Here is a 15,312-nt window from a genome sequence, read left to right on the forward strand (position 1 = left end):
GCCGCGGGGCCACGCCGCGCGCGCTCGCGCCGCGCCCTGCGTCGCCGGTCGATCGAGCTCGCCGGGCTTCCCTTGACGGATCCGGCGGCTCCTCTTACGGTCGCGCTCTGCGCTAACGCCGGGAGCCATGTCGATGCTCGATCGCGTCGCCGTTCACCAGACCCGGCTGCGCACGCCCGGCCTCGGGCTCGATGCCAAGGGCGTCGCGCTCGGGGCCAAGGGGCTCGTCCTGCTGCCGTCCATCGATCGGCTCGTCGCCTTCCTCGCGCTCTACACGAGGCAGGGCTCGCTCGGGGACATCCTCCGGTCGCTCGTCGTCGAGGTCGTGCGATCGAAGCTGGGCGCCCGGGAGGTCACCCTCCTGTTCGCGGCCGAGAGCAGCGACCGGCTCGACCGCGTGGCGGAGATCGCCCGGCTGGCGGGCGGCTACTGCTTCACGGGGACGAGCCGGCACTTCGTCCAGTACCGCGACGCCGCCGCGCCCTTCGGGTACGACATCCCGCAGATCCTGCCGAGCGACGCCGCGCTCTCGCTCTACCACAACGCCTTCTCGCAGACGTACGAGGTCGAGCGGCGCCTCGACGTGCGCGGGCTGCTGCTGCGGCTCGAGCCGCACCTCGATCCGGCCGCCGGGCGCGAGCCCGGCCCGCGCTGGATCCTCGCCGAGTCGGGCCTCGGCCCGGCGCTGATCCGCTACTTCTCCCGGAGCAGCGTCGAGGCCGAGGTGGGCCTCTGCGAGTGGCCGCCGGAGTCGAGCTTCGACGACGCCCCGATCCTCCGGTACCTCTTCCGCGTGCCGGCGATCCCCGGCCGGATGGTCCCGTTGCTCACGGGCACGCCAGGCCTCGGCTACTTCGTCCCGGTCGCGCCCGGCGCCGCGGTGGAGATCGGCTTCCGGCACCCGGTCAACCTCCGCGCCTGCCCTGTGTTCAGCGAGGCGGGCCTCGTGCTCTTCCGCGGCAGGGGCCGCGAGGCGCTGGAGATCGCGAAGCTGCCGGCGATGGGGGACGTCTCCGCGTTCGCGCGGGTCGAGCTCAGCCGCGAGCCGGCGGTGGCGCGATCGACGGCGGACGCCCAGCGCCCCGCGTCGGTCGTGCTGTCGCTCCGCCTCGTCCCGAGCTCGGAGCCGTGGCGGTCGGTCACGGCCTCGTGGATCCGGCCGGAGGAGATGCAGCTCCTCCGGCACGTCGCCTACGCGCTCGGCCCCGACACCCTGCGCCGCGCCCGCATCGCCTTCACCGCCGCCGGCGCGTTCCTCCGCCACCCGACCGGCATCGAGGGCATCCCGGTCGGCGAGTTCTTCCGCGAGGTGCACCCGGGCCTCTACATCCCGGCCGGCTACGACGCCGTCCCTGCGGTCGCGCCGGCCGTGCTGTTCCGCGCGCTCGGCGCCCCCGCCGGCCAGGCGCTGTTCATCGGGCGCGACGGGGGCGCTGTCGGCGTGCCCGAGGAGGCGTTCCTCCCGCTCGAGGCCGCGCTCCTCGAGGCGCAGCAGTGGTCGCCGGTGGCCGCGCTGTCCACGGGCCTCACGACCGCGCTGGCCACCGAGCTGCCCGAGGTCGTCCTCGGCGGCGTCGGCATCCGGCCGTTGCGCGACCTGGCGCCGCCCGACGCGCCGGCCGAGCCGAAGGCGCTCCCGCCGGGCGCCGGCAGGGCATGACCCACCCCGAGGCCATCGCCGAGCGCGTCGTCGAGCTCCAGGCGAGCGTGCTCGCCCCGCTCGTCCTCGGCGGCCCCCTCCACCTGGTGCGCCCCTTCGGGGTCCGGCTCGCGCTGCTCCTCGGCCACGGCGCGAGCGCGATCGACCGCGATCTCGGCTCGCGCATCGACCTCGCGCGCGTGCGCGTCGCGCGCCTCATCGCGCCGATCGACGCGCTCCCGGAGCTCGTCGCCGCCGACTGGGCGCTCCTCGCCGCGCTGAACGACCTGCTCCAGCTCACGAACCACGAGCTCGCCAGCGCCCTGACGCGCAGCCGGTACCCCCGCCTGCTCGCGAGCGTGCGCGATCTCTGCGAGCTCGTGCCCGCGCCGGCGGACGTCGCGACAGCGCTCTCGCGGCACGCGACGTTCGCCCGCGTGCTCGACTGCTTCCGCACGGACGCACACGTCGCCTGGTGGACGGGCCGCGCGAGCTTCCGGGGCCAGCGCCCGCCCGCCCGGCTGCTGCGCTGGCGGCAGCTCCGCAACGTCGAGGTCGAGACCCGGCGCGTCGGCCTGGCCGACATGGGCCACGGCACCCCGGGGCTCGCGCCGACGGACTTCGCCGACGCGCTCTCCCTCTGGCTGACGCGCACGCCGCTCACGGATCTCGCGACCGCCACGCGGAAGAGCCCGCCGTTCGCGTGGTCGGCCTCGACGCTCGCTGTCGTCGCCATACCCCCTGGCCGGAGCCTCGCGTACCGCCTCCTCGTGCGCCAGCCCCACGACCTCGCCGTCGCCGCGCTCGCGCGCGCCGCCAGGGAGGTCCCGCCCCGGTTCGGTCAGGCGAGGGTGATCGCCGAGTCGTTCGCCAGCGAGGTCGCCGCGGGGATCAAGCTGCTCGACGAGCGCTCCGGGGCCGCGTGAGCGCGCGCGCGCGCCGGCGGTGGTCCGCGCGCCGCGCCGCGCGGCTTTTGATCGGCGCAAACGGGGCGTGATACGCTCCGTCCCCATCGAGCGAGACCGCCGTCTCGCCCGTCGTACCTTCGACTTCACGTCACGAGCCTCGCTCTGGAGCGACGAACCGTTTGAACCGGCAAGACGCTGAACACGCCGAGAAGAGTCCCGCTCTCCCCTTGCGCTCCTTCCGTCTCGGCGGTCGCTCCCAGGACGCGGCCCGACGCGCTCTGCGCTCGAGCGCGCGCGCCGCGGGCCTCGCGCTCGCGCTCGCGCTGGCGGTGAGCCCCGGGGTCGCGTTCGCGCAGGCGGAGGCGCTGCTCGACGAGGGCAAGCAGCTCATGAAGAAGGGCAAGCTCGCGGAGGCTTGCCCCAAGATCGAGGAGAGCTACCGGCTGAGCCCGAGGTCGGCCACGCTCCTCGCGCTCGCCACCTGCCACGAGAAGCAGGGCAAGATCGCGACCGCCTGGGTCGAGTACATCGATCTCGGCGCCGCCGCGCGCAAGGAGGGCAACAAGCGCCTCGAGGCCGACGCGAAGGCGAGGGGGGCGAAGCTCGAGCTGCGGCTGCCGCGGCTCACGCTGAACGTGCCGCGTGCCGCCGCTGTCGAGGGGCTCGAGGTGACGCTCGACGGGACGCCGGTCGACGGCGCGGCGTGGGGCCAGGCCCGGCCGATCGACCCCGGCCAGCACAAGGTGAGCGCGAGCGCCCCCGGCAGGAAGCGCTGGGAGCAGACGGTCACGATCAAGCGGGGCGACAGGAAGGCCGTCACGGTCCCGGCGCTGGCCAGGGACGCCTCGGCCGCGCCGGAGCCGACGCCGGCCGCGGAGGCGCCCGCAAAGGAGCCGCCGGCGCCGGTCGCCGCGGCGCCGGACCGGGGCGCGGCGGGGGCGGGGAAGGGCGCAGGAGGCGCGGGGAAGGGCGCAGGAGGCGCCGGGAAGGGCGCAGGAGGCGCCGGGAAGGGCGCGGACGGGCCGGAGGCGGCCGCAGCGGAGCCGGAGACGGCCGCAGCGTCCGCCGAGGCCGCCGCGGCCGAGGAGCCGGCGCCGACCCCTGGAGCATCGCCGCGGCACGCCGGGACCTTCGTGATCGAGGCCGGCGCGGCCGGCGGCGCGCTGATCGGGCTGATCGACGCGGGCAGCTTCGGCAACCTGAGCTCGTATTCGTACAGCTACAACGTACCCGAGGGCGAGCTCATCGCGCCCTGCAACGATGACGTCTGCCACGCGGGCTTCGACCCGGCGATCGGGCCGTTCGCCGGCGGTCAGGCCTTCGTCGGGCTCGCGCTCTCCGAGGAGCTGCACCTCGGCATCCGCGCGCTCGGCGGCTATCGGTTCGGCGGCGGCTACCTCGCCGTCGGCGGACCTTCCCTCTCGATGCGCTTCGGGCGCCTCTGGCTCGGCCTCTCGGGGCTCGCCGGCGCGGTGGGCCAGAACGCGAAGGTCACCGGCGTGAAGGGAGAGATCCCCTCCGAGATGGTCGACCTCAACCACGGCCGGACCGAGGTCGAGGTGACCGCGCGCGAGGGCAGCCTGCCCGAGACCGCGCTGGTCGAGACGCTCGCGTTCGGCGGGAGCGTGGACGTGTCGCTCGTGCTCGCGGACCTGCCGAGCTCGAGCTGGACGTCGGGCGCGCTTCTCCTGACCGTGTCGCCGACGTTCATGAAGGGGCTCGACGGCTTCGTGCTCGTCGCGCCGGCGAGCCTCGGCTACCGCTTCTACTGACCGCGGCGGTCCCCCCACGGTGGGCTGCACGCCGGCGGCGGTCCCCCACCGGCCGCCCGGCTACCCCGCCTTGCCGGCGCGCCCCCGGCGGGCGCGGCGCCCCTCGCTGCGGATGCCGTCGGGCCGGTCGGGGAGCGCCACCTGCGGGGCGAAGCCGATCGCCGCGAGCTCCTTCTCGCCGACAACGTCGCCCTCGGCCATGAGCGCGGCGCGGAGCAGGACCGCGCCCATCTCCGCGTCGTTGCCCGGCCACGGGTGGTCGAGCACGGCCTGCAGCGCGCGCAGATCGAGGCCGAACGGCCGGCCGCGCAGGCGGACGCCGATGCGCGCGAGGTGATCCAGCGCGAGCGCCCGGAGATCCTCGGCGCGCGACGCGAGCGACGGCAGCGCGACCGCCCGATCGCCGAGACGATCCGCGAGCCGCTCGCTCATCTGGCCCGTCGCCACCAGCGCGTCGACCGTCTGGGGCACCGCCACGACGAGGCCGACATCGTCGGGCAGCGCCGCGCCGAGGTAGCTCTGCACCTCGGGCGACAGCGCCTGCGCGTCGAGGATGAGCAGCGTGCCCCCCCGCGCCGCCTCGATCGGCGAGCTGTCCGGATCGCGCCACAGCGCGAGCGCGCGCGGCGTGTCCTCGGAGCCGGCGGCGGGCGCCGCGCCGTCGCGCTCGGGCGAGCCGCCCCGGGCGCGCGCGAACGCCTGCGCGAACGCCTCGGGCGCGGGCGCCGCGCCGTCGACGATCGCCAGCGGGCCCGCCACCCGCGCGGAGCTCAGGTGCACGACAGCGCCCCACGCGACAGCGTCGATCCCGGGCGCCGTGAGCAGCGTGACCGGGCCGCCGGCGGCGCCGAGCCGCTCGAGCTGCTCGATCGCCGCGCGCGCCGCGGGGCTGTAGGCCGCCGCCCGCGCCGGCCGCGCGAGCAGCCCCGCGATCGCCCGGAACCGGCCCGCGCTCTGCGCCACCGCGCGCTCCAGCCGGCTCACCTCGCGCGCGCGCTCCTCGGCCTCGCGCCGGGCGGCGACCTCCCGGCCGCGCGACCCGGACAGCATCGCCGACACAGCGATCACCGCCCCGAGCCGGTCGGCGACGGCGCGCAGACCGCTCACCTCCTCCAGCGTCATCGGCGACGCGCGCCGGCCCCGCGGGATCGCGAGCGCCCCGATCGGGCCCTCCGCGTCGTTCACCAGGGCCACCACGCCGACGTCGCGCTCGGCGAGCCAGGCGAGCAGCGGGCGCACCTCCGGCCGCCGGACCTCGACCGCCTCCGCGGCCTCGACGCGCAGCACGCGCTCCGGCTCGACCTGGGCGAGCTCGATGAGGCGCGCCGGCACCTGCGCCGGCTCGCTGCGCGCGTACCCCGCGCGATCGACGGTCACCCGCTCGGGCGGCGAGAGCAGGTACAGCGCCGGCGGGGCCTGCCCGGCCATGCCCGCGTCCGACGCCTCGCGCAGCGCGGAGAGCGCCGTCTCCAGCGCCGCCTCCGGCTCCGGGTTCATGGCCGCGCGCGTCGCGGCGTCGAAGGCGCCGAGCCAGCGCGCCCCCTCGGGCGCGAACCGGCGCGCGAGGGCCGGCGCCGCGAGCCCCGCGAGCGCGCAGATCGCGCACGCGCCGAACACGGCGACGCCGATCGAGGACTGCGGCGCGCCGCGGAGCCCGAGGTCGCCGCGCGGCGCCTCGTGCACCGCGTAGACGGCGAGGAGCGCCGGCGGGGTCGCGAGCGCCGCGATGGCGAGCGTGAGGCGCAGCGCGCGCGAGACCTTCGCGGCGTCCGCGGCCACGGTGCAGAGCGCGACGCACACCGCCGCGATCGCGCTCGTGACGGGCAGGATCGCCTCCGGGCTCGCGACGCCGACGAAGGCCGCGGCGACGCCGACGGCGAGCGCCGTCGCCGAGAGCAGCAGCGCCGCCTCTACCCGGTCGGCGACGCCGAGCTCGAGGCGCCGCGCGATGCGGACGCGCGCGAGCGCGACGAGCGTCACCGTGAGCGAGCCGAGCGACGCGGCGGACGTCGCGTAGTGCACGAGCAGCGGATCGAGGTCCGCCGCGCGCGCGGGCGCCACCGCCGAGATCGTGGGCAGGGCGACCGCCACCGTCCAGAAGAGCGAGGCGAACGCCGCGGCGTCGAGGCGCCGCGTGCTGGGCGGGGGCTCGAGCAGGCCGCCGAGGCCCGCGATGCGCGCGAGGCCGACCAGCGCGGCCATCGCGGCGGCCGCCGCGCCGAGGTTGCCGAGCGCGATCAGCGCGAGGCCGCTGGGGCCGCTGCGCGCGGCGGCGAGCATCGCGGCGCCGGTGAGGCAGACGGCGGCCGCGCGGCGGGCGGCCGGCTCGATCCGGTCCTCGCCGCGCGGCGGCCGCTCGACCCAGCGGAAGCCGAGGGCGAGGAGCACCGGCAGCCCGAGCAGGGCGAGCCACGCGGGCCCGTGGCCGCCGGACGCGCGGAGCGCAGCGAAGGCCGTGTAGGCGACGGCCGCCGCGGCGATCCAGAACGAGCGCCGGCGCAGCATCGCGGCGAGGGTAGCGTCTGGCCGCGGGGGCGCCAACGAGGCGGTCTCATCCAGGGGACGATCGCCCCGCCCGCGCCGCCGCGGCGGTCAGCCGCTCGCTCACTTCCTCAGGGGGTGAGCGCCGCGATGAAGTCGCGGAGACACGCAATCTCGGCGTCGCTGAGCGGCGTGCCTCCGAGCGGCATCCGGTTGTTGCACGGCGGATCGGGCGTGACCTTCGTGTAGACCGAGCTGGCGTCCGGATCGCCGGGCACGAGCACCATGCCGCCGCACGCGGACGTCTGGCCCCGGATGCTGGTCTCCCACCCCGCCGCCAGCGAGAGGCCCGCCTGCTTCGAGTTCGCGTCGTGGCAGCCCGCGTTGGCGCACTTCATCGTGATCATCGCCGGCGCCTCGGCGCATCCGGTCGGCGCGGGGCCGGTTGCCGTCGAGGTGGTGGTGGGGTCGCCGCCGGTGGCCGCGGTCGTGGCGCCGTCGCCGCCGGTGGCCGCGGTCGTGGCGCCGTCGCCGCCGGTGGCCGCGGTCGTGGCGCCGTCGCCGCCGGTTGTCGCTGCGGGGGAGGTGGTGCCGGATCCCTGGGTGTCTCCGCCGGCGCCTTGCTGGCCGCCCGGGGGGAACTCGTCCTCGTCGAGGGTCCCAGCGCAGCTGATGAGGAGCGCGCTGCCCGTCAGCAGGGCGGCTGCGGTGAGCGCGATGCGCCCGTCAAGGGAAGTCAAGAACGTCACGTGGTACCTCTCTCTCTCAGTAGACATAGGCTCCGGCGAGCCGCAGTCCCAGGTATTGGTCGATGGCCCCACCCGCGATGTACGGGTCGCCCTGCTCGGGCTGGAACGACGAGAAGAACCGGGCGTACTCGACGAGCACGCGCGCCTCGACGCCGGTCGCGACCGGGATCATCAACCCGGCCATCGCGCCGATGCCCTGCACGCTCGCCCCGGTGAACCGCTCGTAGACGGAGCCCGACGAGAGCGGCAGGAGGTACTCGGCGCCCAGCGCCAGCGCGACAGGGCCGACAGGGAAGCGGCCGTCGAGGCCGGCCCGGAACAGGGTGTAGGAGACGTTGGGCACCGTCCTGGCGAGATCCGCCGGCGCCTCGATATCGAAGGTCAGGAACCGGAGCCCGGCGGAGATCCCGAGCTGGGACGCCTCGCCGATCGACAGCCGCTCCCGGAGGCCGAGGTTGATGCGCTGGTAGGTGGTGCTGATCGGGTCGCCGTCGCCCACCGCCGAGTTGAGGCCGAGCGCCCGCGCGTAGCCCGCGGTGATCCCGAGTCCCTTGAGCACCGCGATGTTCGTCGACGCGAGCGGGTACACCTCGCCCGCGATCGACAGCGCGGGCTGCCCGAAGACGCTGTAGGGCCGCAGGTTGTTCGTGCGCGGATCGGAGTAGTCGAACCAGCGGCCGATGAACTCGACGCCGACCTCGACCGAGAAGAGCGCCGAGTTGACGTCGTTGCGCTTGCGCTTGCCGCCCCTGTCGGCCGCGCCGGCGTCCTCGCTGGCCGTCTCCTCGCCGTCGCCGTCGCCGTCGCCCTCCTCGCCCTTCTGTTCGTCGCCGCCCTCGCCGCCCTCGCTCGCCTTGTCCTCCTCGGGCGGCGGCGGCGCGATCTGCGCCAGCGTCGGGCCGAGCAGCTCTTCCAGCGCCTTCTTGCGGTCGTCGCGCGAGCCGGTCACCGGCACCGCGCTGTCCACGGAGAGGTCGCCGGCGTTCTCGTCGACGTAGACGAGGTGGACCTCTTTCTTCTTCTTCTTGTTCGTGCGCGAGACGCCGTAGATGACGCCTTCCGCCTTCGCTGCCTTGCCCGCCTTGCGGATGCGGTCGAGGGCCTTCTTCCGCTGGGCCTTGGACACCAGCGTGTCTCCGACGGGCTTGGTCTGGCCGGCGCCCTTCAGCGCCTTCGAGAACGCAGCCTGCTCGACGACCCCCAGCGTCTCCGGCAGCAAGGCAAGGATGTCCTCGCGGATGGCCGCCGCGTTGGGACCCTCGATGTGAACCGCGATCGACTTCGACGCCGTGGGAGCGGCGAGCGTGACGGGAGCGAGCGCGAACGTCACGGCGGTCGCGGCCGAGAGCCCGAGCAGGATCCGCCCGCAGAGGCTCATAGAAAGGAACAGCGTTGTGGTCCTGGTGGGTTTGCGCACGGGCCTCTCGCTAGCGGCAATGACGTCAACCGGGGCTTGCACGCGCGCGAGCCTACAGGCGACGACCCCACAGAATCCAGCGTAATTTCGAAGCGCTGGGCGATCTTCGGCGCGACACGCAGTGTCGCTAGGAGACTACGTTACAGCCGGATTCACGGGATCTCTCCGCCGCGGCTCCTTCCATAACTGCCTTCCGTGGAGTAAAAAAATGCCGTCGCGCGATGCGCAGCGCCACAACGCGACGCATCGTGGCGACGACGTCCTGGAGAGAGGGCCTATGGATCGGTCAAGAGGACGGCGCCGCCGAGGGGAGCGCGGACCCGGCGGCGCTCTCGGGATCGCCGTGCTCCTCGCGACGGCGGCCGCCTGCTCGGGTAGGCCCGGCGACGGCGCGACGCACGAGCCGCCGCGCTGCGCGGAGATCCAGCCGGGCGCCTCGCCGCTCCGGCGGATGACGCGCTTCGAGTACAACAACACGATCCGGGATCTGCTCGGTGACGACAGCGCGCCGGCCGGCGCCTTCGTCGTCGAGGAGGAGGCGCTCGGGTTCAACAACCAGGCGGCGGCGCTCGGCGTCACGCCGCTCCTCGCCGAGCAGCTCATGAAGGCCTCCGAGGCGATCGCGGCGCGGGCCGCGCGCGATCCCGAGCGGCTGCTCGCGGGGTGCGATCCGGCCGTGCAGGGGCCCGACGCGTGCGCCGCGGAGCTCATCGAGCGGCTCGGCAAGCGCGCGTTCCGCCGGCCGCTCACGCCGCAGGAGATCGAGCGCTTCGAGCGGCTCTTCGCCTGGGGCAACGACGAGCGCGGCTTCTCGACCGGCGTCGAGGTGGTGATCCAGGCGATGCTCCAGTCGCCGCACTTCCTCTACCGCGTCGAGCTGGGCTTGCCGGACCCCGCCGGGGGCGCCGTGGTGCCGCTGTCGGACCACGAGATCGCCTCGCGGCTCTCGTACCTGCTCTGGAGCTCGATGCCGGACGACGCGCTGCTCGCCGCGGCGGACGCGGGCGAGCTCCGCACCGCCGAGCAGATCGCGGCGCACGCGCGGCGCCTCCTCGAGGACCCGCGCGCCCGCGCCGCGGTCGCGAACTTCCACGCGCAGTGGCTGCAGCTCACGAACATCGCCACGATCACCAAGGACACGGCGGTCTACCCGCGCTTCCACGACGGGCTCCCGGCGCTCCTCCGGGCCGAGACCGAGGCGTTCCTCGATCACGTGGTGTTCGAGGACGAGGACGGCGACGTGGCGACCCTGCTGACGGCGCCCTACTCGCTGATGAACGCCGAGCTCCGCGCCTTCTACGGGCTGGAGGAGGCCCCGGCGGGCGGCGCGGCGGCGCCCGGCGACCTCGCTGTCGTGCCGCTCGATCCGGCCGAGCGCGCGGGCTTCCTCACGCACGCGAGCCTCCTGTCGGTGCTCGCGAAGCCGGACCAGTCCTCGCCCATCCACCGCGGCAAGTTCGTCCGCGAGCGGCTGCTCTGCCAGACCCTGCCGCCCCCGCCGCCCGACGTGGACATCCAGCCGCCCGCGGTGCGGCCGGGCATCCCGACCCGCCGGCAGTTCGAGCGGCACGCGGAGGACCCGGGCTGCGCGGGCTGCCACCGGCTGATGGATCCGATCGGGTTCGGGTTCGAGCACTACGACGGCATCGGCCTCTACCGCGCGACCGACCAGCAGGTGCCGGTCGACGCGAGCGGCGAGATCACAGGGAGCCGCGGCACCGACCGGCGCTTCGACGGGGCGGTGGAGCTCGCGCACCTGCTCGCGGAGAGCGACGAGGTGCGCCAGTGCGTCGCGACGCAGTGGTTCCGCTTCGGCTACGGCCGCGCCGAGCAGGCGGAGGACGAGTGCAGCATGAGCCAGATCCAGAGGGCGTTCGCCGACAGCGGGTACAACATCAAGGCGCTGCTCGTGGCGCTCACCCAGACCGACGCGTTCCGCTACCGCCGGGCGCCGGGCGCCGGGGGCGCGCCGTGAGCGGCGCCGCGCGGCACCGGCCGTCGAGGCGGCGCCTCGATCGCCGCACGTTCCTGCGCGGGGTCGGCGGGCTCGCCGTCGCGCTCCCGTTCCTCGACGCGATGTCCGGCTCGGCGAGCGCCGTCGAGTTCCCGAAGCGCTTCGTCGTCTTCTTCACGGGGCTCGGCACGGTCAAGGAGGCCTGGCAGCCCACCGGGACCGAGGCGTCGTTCGAGCTCGGCGACATCCTCGCGCCGCTCGCGCCCTACCGGGACAAGCTGCTCGTCATCGAGGGCGTCGACATGGAGTCCGCCTACAGCGGGCCGGGCGACGCCCACCAGCAGGGCATCGGGCAGGCGCTCACCGGCACGGAGCTCCAGGAGGGGACGCTGTTCCCCTACGCCTGCAACCCCGCCGCGCGGGTAGGCTGGGGCGGGGGCATCTCCGTCGACCAGTTCCTCGCCGCCCGGCTCGGGCAGCGCACGAAGCTCTCGTCGCTCGAGCTCGGCGTCCAGGTCCAGTACGCCAACGTCTCGTCGCGCGTCTCGTACCTCGGCCCGGGCCAGCCCGTCCCGCCCGAGGACGATCCGCGCGCGGCGTTCGACAGGCTCTTCACCGATCTCAGCGCCGATCCGGCGGACCTCGCGCGGCGGCGCGCGCTGCGCCGGCGGGTGCTCGGCGACGTCATGGAGGACTACGGCGCCCTGGCGCAGAAGCTCGGGGGCGAGGACCGGCAGAAGCTGGAGCACCACCTGGACGCGCTGAACGAGATCGAGGCGCGGCTCGAGGCGCCGGGGCTCCTCGGCGGCGCGTGCGCGCTGCCGGAGCTGGGCGAGCCGCTCGACGTGTACGCGAACGACAGCTTCCCCGCGATCGGGCGGCTGCAGATCGATCTGCTCGCGACGGCGCTCGCGTGCGATCTCACGCGGGTCGCGTCGATCCAGTGGAGCGCGACGCAGGCGGGGAAGGTGTTCACCTGGCTGGGGCAGTCGGAGACGCACCACGCGCTCTCGCACGCGAACCTGACCGACGAGGACAAGCAGCGGCAGCTCGTCGACATCGGCCGCTGGCAGGCGGAGCAGCTCGCGTACCTGCTCGGGAAGCTCGACGCCGTCCCGGAGGGCGCGGGCACGCTCCTCGACAACACCATCGTGCTCTGGTGCACCGACATCTCGGAGGGGCAGAGCCACTCGCGGCGCGACATGCCGTACGTGATCGCGGGGGGCGCCGGCGGGGCCCTCCGGACCGGGAGGTACCTGCGCTACGCCGGCGACCCCCACAACAACCTGCTCGTCACGCTGTGCAACGCGATGGGCGTTGAGGTGTCGACCTTCGGCAACCCCGCGTACTGCACGGGGCTGCTGCCGGGGCTCCTGGCCTGAGCGGCGGACGCGGCCGCGGGTCGGCCGCGGGTCGGCCGCGGGTGTTTTGGGCTTTTCGTCGCGCGCCGATTTTGGCAAGTACGCCTGCATGGGCGGCCTGCTGTCCTCCGGGAAGCCTCGTCGTGCGCTGCGCTCGGTGCGCGCAGCGCGCATGGTTCTTCGTCTCGCGCGCCTCGCGGCGCTCTCCGCGGCGGCCTGCGGGGCGTGGGCGTGCCAGAAGGCCGCGGACGCGCCGGCGGACGCCGGGGCCGTCGCCGACGACGCGGCGACCGGCGCGGCGCTCGCGACCGGCGCGGCGCAGCAGGAGGCGCCGGTAGGCGCCGCGGCGGAGCCGCCGAGCGGCAAGCCGCTGCTCGGCGTGACCGCCTTCGTGGCGACCGTCTACAAGGAGCCGCGCGACACGTCGAAGAAGCTCGGCTACCTGCGCGTCGGATCGAGGGTGGCCCGCGCCGCGGAGCCCGCCGGCACCGCCGGCTGTCCGGGCGGCTGGTACGAGATCGAGCCCCGCGGCTTCCTCTGCGTGGGCGAGGACGCGACGCTCGATCTCGACGACCCGATCCTCAAGGCCGCGGGCCCGGGGCCGAACCTGAGGACAGCGCTCCCGTACCGGTATGCGTTCGTCCGCGCCGTGCTGCCCCTCTACCTGCGCGTCCCCACGGCCGAGGAGCAGCGCAAGTCGGAGTTCAAGCTCGACGAGCACCTCGCGTGGTTCGAGGAGAACAAGGCGACAGTGCAGCGGGTCATCCTCGGCGCGAACGACGTGCCGATCGACGAGCGCGGCGCGCCGCTGCCCGGGAAGCAGCTCGGCGAGCTCGGCCTCGCGAAGAACTCGCTCGAGCTCGGCGAGGGCGCCCTGCTCGGCGCGGAGGGGGAGAACGATCCGATCCCGTTCTGGCTGGAGGGCGGCAAGCGGCGCATCCGCAACATCAGCGACTTCAAGGTCCCGGACTACGCGGTGTTCGCGGACCGGGCGCGGCGCTTCACCGGCCTGTCGCTGATCGGCTCGTTCCCGACCGGGCCCGAGTCGCTGAACCGGCGGTTCGCGATCACCACGGATCTGCGGCTCGCGCCCGCGACGAAGATCAAGCCCGACACGGGCTCTCCCTGGCACGGCGTCGAGCTGAACGATCAGCTCACGCTGCCGCTCGCCTTCGTCCGGGCGCGGAGCGCGCGCGACGTGCAGATCCAGGGCGACAAGGCGACGCCGGGCAAGGAGCTGCCCTTCCGCGACGTCGTCCCGCTGAGCGGGAGGATGCGCCGGATCGAGGGGGTGAAGTACTACCGCACGAAGGACCAGCGGTACGTGAGCCAGCTCGACGTGGGGCTGGCTGTCGCCCCGTCGTCGTGGCCCGTGGTCGCGGAGAAGGGCGAGAAGTGGATCGAGGTCTCGATCCAGCACCAGACGCTGGTCCTCTGGGAGGGCAAGCGCCCGGTCTACGCCACGCTTGTGTCGACCGGCCAGGCGGGGGTGGCGGACCCGAAGACCACGACAGCGACGGTGCGGGGCATCTTCCGGATCCGCAACAAGCACATCACGGCGACCATGGACTCGAACGAGTCGTCGAGCGTCGGCGGCCGCGCCGACACGACGGCGGAGGCGCCCTCGGCCTCGCGCGGCGCGAAGCCGGACAAGGGCGGCTCCTCGAAGGAGCGTGCCTCGAAGAAGCCGGGCGCGAGCGCGGCGTCGAAGCCCGAGGCGGGCGCGAAGGCCCCCCGCAAGGGCGACGGGGAGTACGGCGTCACGCGGCGCCGCGGCGAGGGGACGTACGCCCTGAAGGACGTGCCGTACATCCAGTACTTCGCGGCCGGCTACGCGCTCCACGCCGCGTACTGGCACGACGTCTTCGGCACGCCGCGCAGCCACGGCTGCATCAACATGTCGCCGATCGACGCCCACCGGGTGTTCCTGTGGACCGAGCCCCGGGTCCCGCCGGGATGGCACGCCATCAACACGGGCGAGGAGTTGGGCGAGGGCACCACGATCATCGTGCACGAGTGAGAGGCGGTCGCCCGCTTCGGATACGGGCCCATCTCGACGTTTTCGGTGCTCGGCGTACAGGAGTACGCCTGTGCGCCGAAAACGCCGATCTGGGCCCGTCTCCTGTGCGGGCGACCGCCGCGATCGCCGTCTGGAGGAGAGAGGGGGAAGAGAGAGGGGGGGCTTCAGACGGCGCGGCGTGGAGCGGTGCGGAGGATGTCGTCGACGGCCTCGTCTGCGGCGGCGGCGAGGGCGTCGAGCAGCGCGGCGAGGCCGTCGTGCTGCTCCGGCGTGAAGGGGGGCATGCCGAAGCGCGAGCGCACGCCCGCGAGGCGCAGCGCGAGGCCGGCGCCGTCCTGGTAGCCGGCGATCCAGGGGCCGTGGGCGAGCTCGTCGCAGATGCGACGGAGACGCGCCTCGAAGGCGGCGCGGTCGGCGAGCGCGGCGGGCGGGGAGGGCGCGTCGGCAAGGGACGGGGCGTCGGTGGGCGCGGCGGCGGGGGAGGGGGCGCGCCGCAGGAAGTGGTGGATGGAGGCGGCGGCCTCGCCGGGGACGCCGTCGATGGCGGTGAGTCCGGCGCGGAGGGCGTCGAGGGCGGGCGCGAGCCCGGTGCGGCGCAGGAGCGCGCCGTCGAGGCACATCTCCCAGAGCACGTGGGCGAACAGCGCGAGCCGCGGCGCGCCGAGCGAGGCGCCGCGCAGCGCGTCGGCGAGGCGGCGCTCCCCCTCGACGAAGACGGGCGCGGCGTGGAACCAGCGATCGAGGGCGACGTGGTGATCGATGCCGGCCAGCACCTCGGCGAGGCGGGGCGGCGGGGCGGCGGGGCGCTCGGCCGCACGCGAGGGCCTCACGCGCCGGTCGGCCATGCGCCAGAGATCCGGGAGCATCGCCCCCGCGCCGGCGGCGACCGATCCGAGGTCGCGCGCCGCGAGGTGGCGATGAAGCAGGAAATTCATGGGTTCAGGATGGCGCCGCCGCGCAGGGCGGTCGACGGTAAGCTGACCGTACCTGACGCGAGCTGACGCGAACGGA

General features: G+C 74.8%; 10 protein-coding genes. 6 read left to right on the top strand and 4 right to left on the bottom strand.

The window, feature by feature from the left end:
• Window positions 1-127: 127 nt before the first annotated feature.
• The 3 genes from WMF42_RS14195 (at window position 128) to WMF42_RS14205 (ending at window position 4,319) form a co-directional block, all read left to right on the top strand.
• Window positions 128-1,660, top strand: a complete 1,533-nt coding sequence (locus WMF42_RS14195) for a hypothetical protein (protein ID WP_233561944.1) — start codon at window positions 128-130, stop codon at window positions 1,658-1,660.
• On the top strand, window positions 1,657-2,565 hold the full coding sequence (locus WMF42_RS14200) for a hypothetical protein (protein WP_061609916.1): 909 nt from the start codon (window positions 1,657-1,659) through the stop codon (window positions 2,563-2,565). The genes WMF42_RS14195 and WMF42_RS14200 overlap by 4 nt, the downstream gene beginning before the upstream one ends.
• Window positions 2,566-2,774: 209 nt before the next feature.
• The gene (locus WMF42_RS14205; protein WP_437692432.1) at window positions 2,775-4,319 is read left to right on the top strand and encodes a hypothetical protein; all 1,545 of its coding nucleotides are present in this window, start codon (window positions 2,775-2,777) and stop codon (window positions 4,317-4,319) included.
• Between the two features lie 60 nt (window positions 4,320-4,379).
• Here the strand turns inward: WMF42_RS14205 and WMF42_RS14210 are convergent, their stop codons facing one another.
• The 3 genes from WMF42_RS14210 to WMF42_RS14220 form a co-directional block, all read right to left on the bottom strand.
• Window positions 4,380-6,824, bottom strand: a complete 2,445-nt coding sequence (locus WMF42_RS14210) for a hypothetical protein (RefSeq protein WP_437692433.1) — start codon at window positions 6,822-6,824, stop codon at window positions 4,380-4,382.
• Between the two features lie 107 nt (window positions 6,825-6,931).
• Entirely contained in the window at window positions 6,932-7,549 is a 618-nt protein-coding gene (locus WMF42_RS14215; RefSeq protein ID WP_061609702.1) for a c-type cytochrome domain-containing protein, read from the bottom strand.
• A gap of 16 nt (window positions 7,550-7,565) precedes the next feature.
• Window positions 7,566-8,966 carry a hypothetical protein gene (locus tag WMF42_RS14220; RefSeq protein WP_437692435.1) on the bottom strand — a complete coding sequence of 467 codons (1,401 nt, stop codon included), beginning with the start codon at window positions 8,964-8,966 and terminating at the stop codon, window positions 7,566-7,568.
• Between the two features lie 343 nt (window positions 8,967-9,309).
• Between WMF42_RS14220 and WMF42_RS14225 the strand changes: the two genes are divergently transcribed.
• From WMF42_RS14225 to WMF42_RS14235, 3 genes are all read left to right on the top strand, one after another.
• Window positions 9,310-10,941, top strand: a complete 1,632-nt coding sequence (locus WMF42_RS14225) for a DUF1592 domain-containing protein (RefSeq protein WP_437692437.1) — start codon at window positions 9,310-9,312, stop codon at window positions 10,939-10,941.
• Window positions 10,938-12,302: a DUF1552 domain-containing protein gene (locus WMF42_RS14230; protein WP_437692439.1), complete on the top strand. Its 1,365-nt coding sequence runs from the start codon at window positions 10,938-10,940 to the stop codon at window positions 12,300-12,302. The genes WMF42_RS14225 and WMF42_RS14230 overlap by 4 nt, the downstream gene beginning before the upstream one ends.
• Window positions 12,303-12,390: 88 nt before the next feature.
• The gene (locus WMF42_RS14235; RefSeq protein WP_437692441.1) at window positions 12,391-14,301 is read left to right on the top strand and encodes a L,D-transpeptidase; all 1,911 of its coding nucleotides are present in this window, start codon (window positions 12,391-12,393) and stop codon (window positions 14,299-14,301) included.
• 164 nt (window positions 14,302-14,465) lie between these two features.
• Here WMF42_RS14235 and WMF42_RS14240 read toward each other — a convergent pair whose 3' ends face one another.
• Window positions 14,466-15,236 carry a hypothetical protein gene (locus WMF42_RS14240; RefSeq protein ID WP_437692443.1) on the bottom strand — a complete coding sequence of 257 codons (771 nt, stop codon included), beginning with the start codon at window positions 15,234-15,236 and terminating at the stop codon, window positions 14,466-14,468.
• Between the last annotated feature and the right edge of the window lie 76 nt (window positions 15,237-15,312).

The organism is Sorangium sp. So ce176 (genome assembly GCF_051519835.1).
Lineage (GTDB): Bacteria > Myxococcota_A > Polyangia > Polyangiales > Polyangiaceae > Sorangium > Sorangium cellulosum_G.